Below are 14,051 nucleotides of genomic sequence, written 5' to 3'. Positions count from 1 at the left end.
GCTCGTCATATACTGTTGTGATTGTTGAAAAAAGGGGAAAGGATTTTTATATGATGCAATTGATGAAAAAGCTGTATGAAAACACAGCCTTAAAGTGGATTGGTTATACGTGTTTTTATTTGCTGATACTGTTGCTTTTATTTTTCATTTATGGTTTTCACACCGCGAATACCGGTTCTTATATTTACAACGACTTCTAATTGGAGAGAATAACAATGAAATTATTAAATGCTATTCAGAAACATGCGGAACTTCAGCCGCAAACCGCTGCTTTCCATTCCCAAGGACGGTCTCTCACTTATCAGGAATTGTGGGAGTCATCTGACCGGGCAGCCGCCTCCATCCAGAAAAGCATGGCAGGCCAACCAGAAGCACCTGTCTTGGTGTACGGCCATATGGAACCAGAAATGGCTGTTTCCTTTTTAGGAAGCGTAAAAGCGGGGCACCCTTATATCCCCGTGGACACGTCTATTCCTGCTGATCGGATTTTAAAAATAATCGAAAACTCGGGCGCTGAACTGTTGATTAACGTTTCAGGACTTCCGCTTGATACCGGCAGCCATTTGATTAAAACAGTGTCGCCGGAAGAGCTGCTGTCAAACGGAGAAGACCCGATCAGCCGTGACCATTGGGTCAAAGAACATGAAACGTTCTATATCATTTATACCTCTGGCAGTACAGGGAATCCAAAGGGTGTGCAGATTTCTGCCAGAAACCTGCAAAGCTTCACCGATTGGATTTGTGCAGATTTTCCGATTGGAGAGGGAAAAACGTTTTTAAATCAAGCACCATTTTCGTTTGATTTATCTGTAATGGACTTATATCCGTGCCTTCAATCCGGAGGAACATTACACTGTGTAACGAAGGATGCTGTCAACAAGCCGAAGATTCTGTTTGAAGAGCTAAAGCAGTCAGGCCTGAACGTTTGGACATCAACTCCTTCCTTTGCACAAGTGTGCTTGATGGACCCTGCGTTTACAGAGGAGCTTCTGCCTGAAGCAAAGGTTTTCATGTTTTGCGGAGAAGCCCTTCCGACGTCTGTGGCCCAAGCGCTGCTGGAACGTTTCCCTCAGGCAAAGGTCTTTAATACGTACGGACCGACTGAAGCGACTGTCGCAGTGACTTCCGTGGAAATTACCCCTGAAGTCATTGAACAAAATGAATTTCTTCCTGTCGGCTTTGAAAAACCTGATATGGACATTCTCATTATGGATGAACAAGGGAATAAGCTTCCAGACGGAGAAAAAGGAGAAATCATCATTTCCGGGCCAAGTGTAAGCAAAGGCTATCTTGGTGAACCTGAACTGACGGACAACGTGTTCTTTTTCCATGAAGGACAGCCGGCATACCGGACTGGAGACGCCGGTTATAAAGAAAATGGTCAGATTTTCTGCCAAGGACGCCTTGATTTCCAGATCAAACTTCATGGCTATAGAATGGAGCTGGAGGAAATTGAGTTTCATGTACGGCAGTCTCAATATGTGCGTTCCGCTGTCGTCATCCCGTATCAGCCTAACGGAACAGTTGAATATCTCATTGCCGCGATTGTTCCGGATGATCACGAATTCCAGAAAGAATTCCAGCTGACAAGCGCCATTAAAAAAGAGCTTGCAACGTTTTTGCCGGCTTATATGATTCCGAGAAAATTCATCTATCAAGATCATATTCACATGACGGCAAACGGAAAAATTGACCGGAAGCGCATTGGCGAAGAGGTTCTTGTATGACGCCTTACAGTTCGTTTTTGTTCTTTATTATTCTTGGAATCCTTCTTCTGCCGACCATCATCTTAGGTCTCAACGGAAAAAGGTTCCAAGCCTACAACATGTTGATATCGATTCTTGTATTGGCTTTGATTTTTTCTCACGACTTACACGGCGTTATCGCGTTGTGTCTGTTTACCTTATGGCAGGTGCTTCTGATCAGAGGCTACTTGGCTTATAGGATGAAAGCAAACAGCGGCTTTGTCTTTTGTATGGCTGTCATCGCTTCGATTCTGCCGCTGTTCTTATCGAAGGTGATACCGTTTTTCTCGGAACCGCACGGCCATCATCCGCCGCACAATGTGATCAGCTTTTTAGGGATTTCTTATTTAACCTTTAAAGGCGTCCAGCTGATCATGGAGACGCGCGACGGATTAATTAAGGAAAAACCGCCGCTCCACCGGCTGCTTTATTTCATTCTGTTTTTCCCGACCATTTCTTCCGGTCCGATTGACAGGTACCGCAGATTTGCAAAGGATGAACAGAAAGCATGGACGAAAGAAGAATACGCGGACTTATTGTATATTGGGATTCACAAAATTTTTATCGGGTTTCTGTACAAATTTATTATCGGGTATGCCATTAATACGTATTTCATTATGAACCTGCCCGCGATCACGCATAATAAGCTTCTCGGAAACCTGTTATACATGTATGGCTACAGCCTGTATTTATTCTTTGATTTTGCAGGCTACACGATGTTTGCCGTTGGTGTAAGCTATATAATGGGCATCAAGTCACCAGAGAACTTCAACAAACCGTTTCTCAGCAAAAACATTAAAGATTTCTGGAACCGCTGGCACATGTCATTGTCTTTCTGGTTCAGAGATTATGTCTTTATGAGGTTTGTATTTTGGATGACAAAGAAAAAATGGATTAAAAACCGAATGGCCGTCTCGAACATCGGGTACTTCCTGCTGTTTATGCTGATGGGAATTTGGCATGGCCTCGCGCCGCAATACTTAATCTACGGGCTTTATCATGCCCTGCTTATGACTTGTTATAACTTTTTCGAGAAATGGAATAAAAAATACAAGTGGCTTCCGTCCAACCGCTGGACAACCGCTTTAGCCATTGTCATCACATTCCATTTTGTTTGCTTTGGATTTTATATCTTTTCAGGAAAATTATTTCTTCACCACCATTAAAGGAGACTGATGTAGACATGGATTTTAAACAAGAGGTATTAGACGTTATAGCTGAGGTTTGCCAAGAGGATATCGTAAAAGAGAATCCTGATATTGAAATTTTTGAAGAAGGCCTGCTTGATTCTTTCGGAACAGTCGAACTGCTGCTTGCGTTCGAAAACCGTTTTGAGATTACCGTGCCGATCACTGAGTTTGACCGTGACGAATGGAATACGCCGAACAATATTGTGAACAAGCTGACTGAGTTGAGATAATGAAAAAGCGTTTTTTTGGGCCAATTATTTTGGCGTTTATCCTATTCGTGGGAGCCATTGCAGTTCCGGCTTCGTGGCTCACGCGTTTCATCCCGGACAAACGAGTCGAAGAATCAGCAACCGCCTTGAATCCGAATATGTTTCAAGGCCTTTATCTGCAAAATAAAATGCTTGAAGAACAGAAGTATTTGCCGATTTACGGATCTTCTGAACTTTCACGGCTGGATAAGTTTCATCCGTCTAATTATTTTCAAGTAAACAACCAAGGGTTCACTCCCTACCTTATAGGGAAAGGCGGCTCACAATCCTTGATTCACGCTATAAATTTCGCCGCGCATGCTGACCAGCTGAAGGGTAAAAAACTCGTGTTTATCGTATCTCCGCAATGGTTTACCAAACATGGGTCCGATGAACAGCATTTTGCGCCAAACTATTCAGCGCTGCAAGGCCTTGATTTGGCGTTTAATGATACGATCGACCCTGCTGTCAAGAAGCAAATGATGAAACGTATGCTGCACTATAAAGCCGTCACAAACGATGCTGTTCTTTCTGAGCTGTACCAAGCCATGCTGGAAGGCCAAACATGGAAGGTGAACCTTCTGAAGCCGGCTGCAAAATCGTATTACAGCCTCCTTCAAAAGAAAGACCTTTATTATTCCATGGCCGAATCAGAGGGTCCAAAACGGCATGTATCAGAATCAGTGAAGGATAAGCCATGGTCTGTGCTGAAACAAGAGGCTGATAAAATGGGTGAGGATCATTCACGTTCAAATGTGTTCCATATAGATGATCCGTCATACCGGAAATTAAAGCATAAGGTTCCGAAAGTTAAAAACAAAAACAAGCACAGAACCTATGCAAAATCGCCGGAATTCGGTGATTTTGAACTGATGCTCGATATCTTGAGAGACGCCGGCGCTGAACCGATGTTTGTTTCGATTCCGGTAAACGGCAAGTGGTATGACTATACCGGCTTCCCGAAAAACGGCCGCACCGATTATTATAAAAAGGTGAAAAAACAAATCGAAGCGAAAGGCTTTCAGGTCGCAGACTTATCAGGCCACGAATATGACCCATATTTTATGAAAGATACCATCCATATCGGCTGGAAGGGCTGGGTTTACGTCGATAAAGCGATTGAAGAGTTTTACAAAACCGGAAAAGTCTCTTCTTTATAAGAATCCACGCTGCATATTTTCATGCTGGATTTGAGATAGTAAAACGAAATGGCAGGCAAATGAACGCGCAGGAGAGGAACATTTCTCCTGCTTTTTTTGATAACTTTTCACAAATTTGAGTAAACCTATTGCGAATATTTGGGGAAGGTATACAATAGAATATAAATTATTTTCAAACAAGTTTGACTTTACAAACAATATAACTGCAGGGAGATTGACCATGACTAAACAAACGATTCGTGTTGAATTAACTTCAGCCAAAAAACCAAAACCAGACCCCAATCAGCTTGCATTCGGAAGAGTATTTACTGACCATATGTTTGTAATGGATTATGCTGCTGATCAAGGCTGGTTCGACCCGAGAATTATTCCTTATCAAGCCGTTTCACTGGACCCGGCCGCTATGGTATATCACTATGGCCAAACGGTTTTTGAAGGCTTAAAGGCTTATGTGACAAATAGTGATCAGGTCTTGCTTTTCAGACCGGATAAAAATATGGAACGGCTCAATAAATCAAACGATCGAATTTGCATTCCTCAAATTGATGAAGAACAGGTCCTTGAAGGCTTAAAGCAGCTCATCGCAATTGATAAAGACTGGATTCCGAAAGCAGAAGGCACGTCCTTGTATATCCGTCCGTTTATCATTGCAACCGAACCTTTCCTTGGCGTGGCGGCGTCCCATACGTACAAGCTGTTTATCATTCTTTCTCCGGTCGGCTCTTATTACAAAGAAGGCATCAAGCCTGTCAAAATTGCCGTGGAAAGCGAATTTGTCCGCGCGGTAAGAGGCGGAACAGGAAACGCAAAAACAGCCGGAAACTATGCCTCAAGCTTAAAAGCACAGCAGATCGCGGAGGAAAAAGGCTTTTCACAGGTTCTTTGGCTGGATGGCATTGAGAAAAAATACATTGAAGAAGTCGGCAGCATGAACATCTTCTTCAAAATTAACGGCGAAATCATCACGCCTATGCTGAACGGAAGCATTTTGGAGGGAATCACCCGCAATTCCGTCCTCAACCTGCTTGAGCATTGGGGAGTGCCGGTAACAGAACGGAAAATTTCCGTTGACGAAGTGATCCAGGCACACAAAGACGGCATTCTTGAAGAAGCGTTCGGCACAGGAACGGCTGCCGTTATTTCTCCGGTAGGCGAATTGATCTGGCAGGATGAAAACCTCGTTATCAATCACGGTGAAACAGGAGAAATCGCCAAGAAATTATATGACACGATCACAGGCATTCAAAAAGGCACTGAGCCTGATCCATTTGGCTGGACAACAGAAGTCGCGTCACTAAGTGAAAGCAAATAACATGCTTCATGACCCAGAAATGAACCTTCCGTTCGTTTTTGGGTTTTTGTTTGCCTGGAAACTTCCGCGTGTTCGTTCCAGAGAGAAAACTCCGGCGGGGTGTCCGTTTTAGAAGGTGCGTATTTCATATCAGCCAAAAAAGGTCCGGCTGCGCGCCGGACCTTTTCTCATCACGCTTCAATTGATCTAAAGAACTGAGGCAGGTGCTCTTTATGGGCCTCAAGCATTTCATCCAGAATCTCTTTCGCCACAGTGTCCGACGGAACAAGCGGGTTGATCGTCATGGCGAGGAGCGCTGTTTGGTAGTCTCCTGTCACAGCGGCTTCTGCGGCGACGCGTTCAAATGATTTAATTTGCTGAACCAGTCCTCTGACGGAAACCGGCAAATCGCCGACTGCAATTGGCTTCGGTCCGTTTTTCGTCATGACACAGTTTACTTCAACGGCGGAATCGTCAGGAATGCTTGCGATTGCCCCATTATTGATCGTATTCACAGGCTGAATGTCGTGTTTATCATTATAAATGGAGCTGATCAAGTTGCAGGCAGCATCGCTATAATAAGCGCCTCCCCGTTTTTCCAGCTGCGGCGGTTTAATCGCAAGGTTTGGATCTTTATAAAGTTCAAACAGCTCTTTTTCTACCTGCTGCACAACTTCCGCCCTGGTTCCTTCTGTTTGGGACGCTTCCACTTCATGCTCAAGCATTTCCTTCGTTTTGAAGTAGTAACGGTGGTATCCGCATGGAATCAAATCAAGCGCTTTAATAAACTCAGGCTCCCAGTTGGCGCCGGAAATATTTTTCATCGTCATCGCATTTTTCGGATCTCCCATCGCTTCGATGACCTGATCCTTCACACTGACACCATCCAAGAAGACATCTAATCCGAAGACCATGTGGTTCAACCCTGCAAATTGGACTTCAATCCGGCTGACATCTACATCCAATGCTTTGGCAACGCCCATTTTCATGCCGATCGGAACATTACATAAGCCGACGACTTTCTTGAGATTCGAGTAGCGAAGGAGCGCTTCAGTCACCATACCTGCCGGATTTGTAAAGTTAACAAGCCAGGCATTCGGGCAAAGCTCTTCGATATCCTTTGCGATCTCAAGAATCACAGGGATGGTGCGCAGTCCTTTAAATAATCCGCCCGGACCATTTGTTTCCTGTCCGATGACGCCGTATTTCAATGGGATTCGTTCATCCTTGGCACGCGCCTGCAACAAACCGACGCGGAACTGAGTGGTGACAAAGTCGGCATCTTTTAGCGCTTCTCTCCGATCAAGTGTCAGATGAATGTCAATCGGCACTCCTGCCTTTTCAATCATTCGCTTTGCGAGTGTGCCGACAATGTTCAGTTTTTCTTCTCCTGCCGGTATATCAACGAGCCACAATTCTCTGACCGGAAGCTCATCATACCGTTTGATTAAACCTTCCACAAGCTCGGGTGTATAGCTTGAGCCTCCGCCTATCGTTACGATTTTCAATCCTTTTGTCATATACTCGCTCCCCTTTGTACGGTGATTTTCTCATAAAGATCAATCATTTCAGCGGCCAAATCCTTCACAGTCATGGCGTTCATTAAATGATCCTGCGCATGAACCATCAGCAGCGACATCTCTGTTTTTTTCCCGCCCGCTTCATTTTGAATTAATTCGGTTTGAAAATGATGGGCTTTTTGCAATTCATCAGCTGACTCCTGAAGCTTTTTCAGCGCTTCTGCTCTGTCACCGTTTTTAGCGGCGGCTATCGCTTCCATTGCCGAGCTTCTGCCGTTGCCTCCATGAAGAATAATTTGAAAGATGATTTGTTCCATATTTTCATTCACACGTTTCACTTCCTTTCTTTACAAAACCGCTTCTTTGTCTTCCGGGATTGAAGATGCTTGAGCCTGCTCGAGCTCACTTTCTTCTCTCAGCTTTTGTTTATCCCACATTCTGAAGAATGGGTAATAGACGACAAACGAAACGGCAATGTTAATGGCCTGCATGACCGCACCCGAGATTTTTCCGCCGGTTGCCAGATAGCCTGAGAAGATCGGCGGCATGGTCCAAGGAACGGCAATTCCGGCCGGTTTAGCGACAAGGCCTGTGCTCATGCCGATGTATGTCAGTGTCAGTGTGACCAGTGGAGTGATGATAAACGGAATGAGAAGCATCGGATTCATGACAATCGGCATTCCAAAGATGATCGGTTCATTAATATTGAAGATGGCCGGACCGACTGCAAGCTTGCCGAGCTGCTTCATTTGCTTACTTCTGGCCCGCAAAAACATCGTGATGACAAGAGCGAGCGTGGCGCCGCTTCCTCCGATATTAATCCAGATTTCGAAAAATTGCTGAGTGAAGATGTTCGGAAGTGCTTCCCCTGCCTGAAATGCGACCCGGTTGGCATCCATGGCTCCGTACCAAATTGGCGCCATGACGCCCCCGACAATATTCGCTCCGTGCAGGCCGCAAGCCCACAAGAGCATTTTGACGGCTTCGGCGACAAGGCTTCCGCCGAGGCTGCCCCCAAGTATGGAAAGCGGTGTCCCCAGTAAAACGCTTACAACATTATGAAGGCTTTCAAACGGAGTCGCTTCAACAATCAGACGCGCTCCCCAAATGAGGAAGATAACAGCAAAACCCGGAATCAAAGCGATAAAGGATTTGCTGACCGCCGGAGGAACGCCATCCGGCATTTTAAATACCATATTGCGCTGAATGATCAGACGGTAAATCTCTGTGGAGACCATCGCGATAATCATCGCGACGAACAATCCTTTACTTCCCATCAAGGATAAAGGAATACCGCCGCTGACCAGTATTTCTTTTGTCGATCCGTCCGGTATGAACGGCACTTGGTACGGCGTCGCTAAAAGAAAAGCCGCCAGGGATATCGCTCCCGCCGACAAGGCATCGACACCATACTTTTCCGCCAGCCGGTAGGCAATCCCGAACGCAGCGACAAGCCCCATGATTTCAAATGTGGCGTCAACCGGGTAGGATAATTTCTCGGCCCAAGAACTGCCGAACGTTTTCGTCATGAATTCCGCGTATCCCGGAATCGGCAGGTTGCCGATGATAAGGAAAAAAGATCCAATGATAATCAGCGGCATCGTAAGAATGATTCCGTCACGAAGCGCTTGCAAGTGGCGCTGTGCTGCGATTCTTCCGGCGATTGGCATGACCTTTTCTTCTAATAATTGGTTGACTTTATTCACATGTTCCGCCCCTCTCTATGACGCATTTCCAAGCTGTTCTGCCGATTTCAGCACCTCAGCCCCGTTGCATGTGCCATAATGGACGGTATTAATGACATCTACCGGAACTCCTTTCGATTCTCCTAGTTTTTTCAGCTGCGGAAGCATGTAACGGACTTGCGGACCAAGCAGCAAAACATCCGCTTTATCAATATGATTTTTTACAGAGTCACCTGAAACAGCCCAAATTGTATACTCTTTTCCTTGTTCCTTTGCACTTTTCTCCATTTTGCTCACAAGCAAGCTAGTAGACATACCTGCTGCACAAACTAGTAATATATTCATGTAAAAGGCCCCCTAAGAGTTTGATGGTTTGTATTGTCTTGCTGTTGATAACATCATATTATGAAATCGCTTTCATATACACTCAGGCTTTTTCCGCTGACAGCGGAAAAATGTTATTTCCAGGCCTTTATCGGATCGTTTTTTTACGAAATATCTCCGAAAATTCCTTGTATGTACGGCTTTTTAATAACTGGCTGACAGCCGCAGGATCATCCAGTATGCTGCCGAGCAGCTTATACATGCTTTGCAAATCCGCTTTATTCTCTTTTTCCACACACAGCAGACAGACAAATTGCACACGTTTATTTTCCCAGTCAATCGGTTTTTTCAGCGTGCAGACAACCCAGAATGTAGATTCGGTCTGCGGAATTAGAGGATGCGGAATGGCGACAAGATTTCCGAAGCACGTTGGAGAAATGGCTTCTCTTTCAAAAATTGAATCTATGATTCCGTCCTCTGCAAAGCCGTGTTCAACAGCTTTTTGCCCTAAAAATCGAATCACGTCTTCCTTTGATTGAAGATTCTGATGTAAAAAGACAAGCTCTTTTTTGATATACCGGCTATCCGGTTCTTTCTCGCCGTCCAATTTGGATTCAATTTTGGCAAAGTCATTGCCGCCTAGTATCGTGTTTACTTTCAGAACGGGGACGGGCAGTTCCCTTTTGATCGGAATTGTACTGACGACAAAATCAACTGATTCATAGGATATTTGATCAAGACTATAGTATTCTGCCGTCCCGAGAATATCGAGCCTTTTCCCAAAGTGCGAACGAAGCTTTTCTCTCAGAAGCTGGGCGCTGCCAGCTCCTGATGCACAGACGATGATACAGCGCTTTGGGGGGCTTTCGGTTTTTCTTCGTTCTATTGCAGCCCCAAAGTGGAGGGCCAAATAACCGATTTCATTTTCGTGGATCTCAATCCCCGTTTTATCCTTGATGACAACCCCTGCGATAATTCCAGCTTCAAAAGCAAGAGGATAGTTCTCTTTGATGGCTGATAGCATTGGATTCCGCAGATTCATCCCATATCGATTACGGTTGACTGCCGGTTTTAAATGCAGCGCCAGCCCCATCCTCAGCTCCTGATCGTGCATGATACCTAAAGTTAACTCTTCCTCAACCGTTTCAATGATAGAGGCAGCCAGCTTACTTGTTTCTTGATCTATGAATCCTGTATACTCTGTATCTCCATTTTGAGACTGTGTCATTCGCTTTGTTCCCAACAGGTGAATGGCGATATAGGCTGTTTCACTTTCCGGGAAAGTTACAGACAGCTCTGATTCAAGCTCTTCCACAATTGTTTGAGCGGCTTTGTATTCTTTTTGAAGCAAGATATTTTCCATATCTTCCGGAAAAAGAGATACATAGTTTCCTGTTCGTATCCGTTTACATGCAATGGCGATATGAATGATAAGGTTGTTCAGCCCGAGATTGGACAATGGGATTTGAACATTGTTCACTTTTTTCATGATGACTGATCGGATGGCGGCGATTTCTTCTTTTGGCAAAATATCAGCCTTTTCATTCAGATAATCAATCTCAGTTTCTCTTTCATCTACAATGTATTCGGCCATACAGTATCGCATCCGGACTTCATCGCCGCGAAGCTTAAAACCGTAATTCGGGCGTGTTTCCAAAACAATGTCGTAAGGAAGCAGCCGTTTCTTGACTTCTTTCAGATCCGTTTGCAAGGTCGATTTGCTGATGAACAGCTCCTCTGCCAGACTGTCGAGTTTAAGATAGTGCTCTGTCAGCAGCAGCCGTTTCATTAAGTAGCTGATTCTCTCCTCCGGAAAGACGGGAAGGCCTTTATTTTGCTGAAATACGTCCTGAAGAAGCCCTCTGAATTTCTGTTCGTTTTGGATATGCAGCTGATAGCCTGAACCTCTGACTGAATGAACAACGGCGCCCTGTTGGGCAAGGATATCTTGTAATTCCTTTATGTCATTGCGGACCGTCCGCGATGTCACTTTGAGATTTGCCGCGATGACTGAGCTTGTAACCGGAGCATCAGCAGCCATAAGCAAGCGTAATATTTCACGAAGCCGCCCTTGAAGCATGAGAAAAACCTCCTATCAGAGTAGATGCGGGCATGAAGAATAGGCAGAAAGAATGGTGAAGGAAAACGAGTAAATGTACATAAATTCTATAATGGGGATGGATGCAAGTCAATGAACAGAGGAAATACCGGGATGGGTGATGAAGGAGGACAGACCCATAAAAAAACAGCCGGATCAGCCGGCTGTACGGGATGCGGACATATGCTTTTGTTTAGACGCTTTTCGATCTTTCATGATTTTTCTGACGATCGGATAAATGATCGGCGCCCATTTCACAACGTTTTTGAACAATTTTTTCACGTTTGAACTCTCCCTTCCTTTTTATCAATAATTCCCCGCATTGCCTAGTGGTTAAACATGGAATCATCGCGAGACATAGCGGTTTCCCGTTACCCAAAAACGCCACGGATAGTCCCGCGCCTCACCGCTGTTTTCAATCCCGATACGCGGACCTGTCGATATCTCCTCCGGCGTATACCCTTTTTCAATATACAGAGGCTGTTCAGTGATCTGGCGACCGTAGTCATTCATGGTCACCCCGATCGCTTTTGTCAGCTTTCCGGGACCGTTAGTCCACTCCCTTGGACGCCGGCCAGGTCTTCTTTTCTCCATTAAAAACTGGCCTTCATGAGGCTCAATGGCTCTGATTAACACAGCTTGGGGAATATCCGTTGTTGCGGCGACAACATTCATTAATGTATGGGTATGCATGACATACGTATACACCCGCCCCGCTTCCCCGAACATGATCTCGGTACGTTTCGTCCGCCGATTGTTAAAGCTGTGGGCCGCTCTGTCTTCTGCGCCCATATAGGCCTCTGTTTCCACAATATAACCTGAAGCTATGCCTTCGTCTGTTTCCTTCACTAATAAACAGCCGAGAAGAGACGGGGCAAGCTCAAGCGCTGTTTTTTGATAAAACTCGATAGGTATCGGATGTCTTTCTCTATTCACAAGTTACGTCTCCTTTTCCCATTTTGCTGTACACTGTACCATTCCCGAAACAAATGAAAAAAAACGAACAGTTTTAAAAACTTTCCATATAGGGCATATTGTTACCGTTCTAAAAGGAGGGGTCAACCAATGAAAGATGACAATCAGCAGGAGTATCACGGTACAAATGTCGAAGGCAGTGAAGATGAGCTTTCTCACAAGACCACTGGAAAAAGCGAGTCTGAAGAAACCTTGACGAACAGACAGGGACATCCCATCACTGACAATCAAAATGTCAGAACAGTCGGCAACAGAGGCCCGACAACTCTGGAAAATTACGATTTTCTAGAAAAAATCAGCCACTTTGACCGGGAACGCATTCCTGAACGTGTCGTTCATGCAAGAGGCGCGGGGGCTCACGGTTATTTTGAAGCTTACGGAGGTTTTGGAGACGAGCCAATTTCGAAGTACACACGGGCAAAGCTTTTTCAAGAAAAGGGTAAGAAAACGCCGGCATTTGTTCGTTTTTCAACAGTCAATCATGGAAAACACTCACCTGAGACATTACGGGACCCGCGCGGTTTTGCCGTTAAGCTGTATACCGAAGACGGAAACTGGGATCTGGTCGGGAACAACTTAAAAATCTTTTTTATCCGTGATCCGCTCAAATTCCCGGATCTTGTTCACGCCTTTCAGCCTGATCCCGTGACCAATATCCAAGATGGTGAACGTATTTTCGACTTTATTTCTCAATCTCCTGAAGCGACACATATGATCACATTCTTATTTTCGCCTTGGGGCATTCCCGCTAACTACCGGCATATGCAAGGATCAGGCGTTCATGCATACAAATGGGTGAATGAAGAAGGCAAGGCTGTTCTCGTCAAATACCACTTTGAACCGAAGCAGGGCATTCGCAATCTGACGCAGAAAGAAGCAGAAGAGATTCAAGGGAAAAACTTCAACCATGCGACACAGGACTTGTATGAAGCGATTGAAAATGGCGATTATCCGGAATGGGAAGTTTACGCCCAAATCATGAGCGATGATGAGCATCCGGAGCTTGACTTTGATCCGCTTGATCCGACAAAGCTGTGGTATAAAGACGACTTCCCATGGAAGCCGATCGGCAAATTGGTGTTAAACAAAAATCCTGAAAACTACCATGCTGAAGTAGAGCAGGCATCATTTGGAACAGGCGTGCTTGTGGACGGCCTTGATTTTTCTGATGATAAATTGCTTCAGGGACGGACGTTTGCCTATTCGGACACCCAGCGTTATCGGGTTGGCGCAAACTACTTGCAGCTGCCGATCAACTCACCGAAAAAACACGTCGCGACCAATCAGCAAGGCGGGCAAATGCAATATCGGGTGGACATTGGCGAAGGACAAAACCCGCATGTCAACTATGAGCCATCCATCATGGGCGGATTGAACGAAGCGCCGAAGCAGGCGAAAGACCATACGCCTCATGTCGAAGGCGACTTAAAGCGGGAAGCAATCGAGAGAACCAACAATTTCGGACAGGCCGGGGAAACGTACCGGAGATTTTCTGAATTTGAACGAAATGAATTGATTACAAATCTGGTCAATACCTTATCGACATGCAAGAAAGACATTCAGGACCAAATGATCGAGAATTTCACAAAAGCCGATCCAGATTACGGAAATCGGGTTGCTGAAGGGCTGAAAAAAGCCGCGGAAAACAACAGCAACGGACCGATCGGCACGACAGAAACCGCTCAAGCCGCTCAGCAGGCTGAAAAAGAAAGCCATCCGTCTGATCCGTATTAACCTAAAAAACAGGACCGTTACCGGCCCTGTTTTTTTATACCTGTTTTGTACCTTAATGTTGTAACGCTTTCATAAAGTATG

Annotated in this window: 13 protein-coding genes and 1 pseudogene; 7 read left to right on the top strand and 7 right to left on the bottom strand. The window is 45.2% G+C overall.

Annotation, left to right across the window (positions count from 1 at the left end; all coding sequences use genetic code 11):
* The first annotated feature begins 50 nt into the window (after window positions 1–50).
* From AXI57_RS01255 to AXI57_RS01230, 6 genes are all read left to right on the top strand, one after another.
* Window positions 51–200 (top strand): teichoic acid D-Ala incorporation-associated protein DltX, encoded by a 150-nt coding sequence (locus tag AXI57_RS01255; RefSeq protein WP_061669021.1) that lies wholly within the window; start codon window positions 51–53, stop codon window positions 198–200.
* Between the two features lie 15 nt (window positions 201–215).
* Window positions 216–1,727 (top strand): D-alanine--poly(phosphoribitol) ligase subunit DltA, encoded by a 1,512-nt coding sequence (gene dltA / locus AXI57_RS01250; RefSeq protein ID WP_061669020.1) that lies wholly within the window; start codon window positions 216–218, stop codon window positions 1,725–1,727.
* Window positions 1,724–2,911, top strand: a complete 1,188-nt coding sequence (gene dltB / locus AXI57_RS01245; protein WP_003326359.1) for a D-alanyl-lipoteichoic acid biosynthesis protein DltB — start codon at window positions 1,724–1,726, stop codon at window positions 2,909–2,911. Before dltA ends, dltB begins: the two co-directional genes overlap by 4 nt.
* Before the next feature lie 17 nt (window positions 2,912–2,928).
* Window positions 2,929–3,165 (top strand): D-alanine--poly(phosphoribitol) ligase subunit 2, encoded by a 237-nt coding sequence (gene dltC, locus AXI57_RS01240; protein WP_003326358.1) that lies wholly within the window; start codon window positions 2,929–2,931, stop codon window positions 3,163–3,165.
* A complete protein-coding gene (gene dltD, locus AXI57_RS01235; protein WP_061669019.1) occupies window positions 3,165–4,343 on the top strand; it encodes a D-alanyl-lipoteichoic acid biosynthesis protein DltD in 1,179 nt (392 codons plus the stop codon). Before dltC ends, dltD begins: the two co-directional genes overlap by 1 nt.
* A gap of 220 nt (window positions 4,344–4,563) precedes the next feature.
* Window positions 4,564–5,655 carry a branched-chain amino acid aminotransferase gene (locus AXI57_RS01230; protein ID WP_010790337.1) on the top strand — a complete coding sequence of 364 codons (1,092 nt, stop codon included), beginning with the start codon at window positions 4,564–4,566 and terminating at the stop codon, window positions 5,653–5,655.
* A 170-nt stretch (window positions 5,656–5,825) separates the two neighbouring features.
* Here AXI57_RS01230 and licH read toward each other — a convergent pair whose 3' ends face one another.
* From licH to AXI57_RS01200, 7 genes and pseudogenes are all read right to left on the bottom strand, one after another.
* Complete coding sequence (gene licH, locus AXI57_RS01225; protein ID WP_003326353.1) at window positions 5,826–7,154, bottom strand: 6-phospho-beta-glucosidase LicH; 1,329 nt, start codon at window positions 7,152–7,154, stop codon at window positions 5,826–5,828.
* Entirely contained in the window at window positions 7,151–7,483 is a 333-nt protein-coding gene (gene licA, locus AXI57_RS01220) for a PTS lichenan transporter subunit IIA (RefSeq protein WP_003326352.1), read from the bottom strand. Before licA ends, licH begins: the two co-directional genes overlap by 4 nt.
* Before the next feature lie 18 nt (window positions 7,484–7,501).
* Window positions 7,502–8,860, bottom strand: coding sequence for a PTS lichenan transporter subunit IIC (gene licC, locus AXI57_RS01215; RefSeq protein WP_010790339.1), 1,359 nt, complete (start codon window positions 8,858–8,860; stop codon window positions 7,502–7,504).
* A 15-nt stretch (window positions 8,861–8,875) separates the two neighbouring features.
* On the bottom strand, window positions 8,876–9,184 hold the full coding sequence (gene licB, locus AXI57_RS01210; RefSeq protein WP_003326349.1) for a PTS lichenan transporter subunit IIB: 309 nt from the start codon (window positions 9,182–9,184) through the stop codon (window positions 8,876–8,878).
* Between the two features lie 127 nt (window positions 9,185–9,311).
* Entirely contained in the window at window positions 9,312–11,243 is a 1,932-nt protein-coding gene (licR, locus tag AXI57_RS01205) for a transcriptional regulator LicR (RefSeq protein ID WP_061669018.1), read from the bottom strand.
* A gap of 174 nt (window positions 11,244–11,417) precedes the next feature.
* A pseudogene (locus AXI57_RS21215) lies at window positions 11,418–11,575 on the bottom strand (hypothetical protein).
* 31 nt (window positions 11,576–11,606) lie between these two features.
* Window positions 11,607–12,197 (bottom strand): DNA-3-methyladenine glycosylase, encoded by a 591-nt coding sequence (locus tag AXI57_RS01200; protein WP_061669017.1) that lies wholly within the window; start codon window positions 12,195–12,197, stop codon window positions 11,607–11,609.
* 129 nt (window positions 12,198–12,326) lie between these two features.
* Here AXI57_RS01200 and katX point away from each other — a divergent pair, with 129 nt between their 5' ends.
* Window positions 12,327–13,970: a catalase KatX gene (katX, locus tag AXI57_RS01195; protein ID WP_061669016.1), complete on the top strand. Its 1,644-nt coding sequence runs from the start codon at window positions 12,327–12,329 to the stop codon at window positions 13,968–13,970.
* Window positions 13,971–14,051: the final 81 nt, after the last annotated feature.

Source organism: Bacillus atrophaeus (genome assembly GCF_001584335.1).
In the GTDB taxonomy this organism is placed as follows: domain Bacteria; phylum Bacillota; class Bacilli; order Bacillales; family Bacillaceae; genus Bacillus; species Bacillus atrophaeus.
This window is presented reverse-complemented; position numbering and strand designations above follow the sequence as displayed.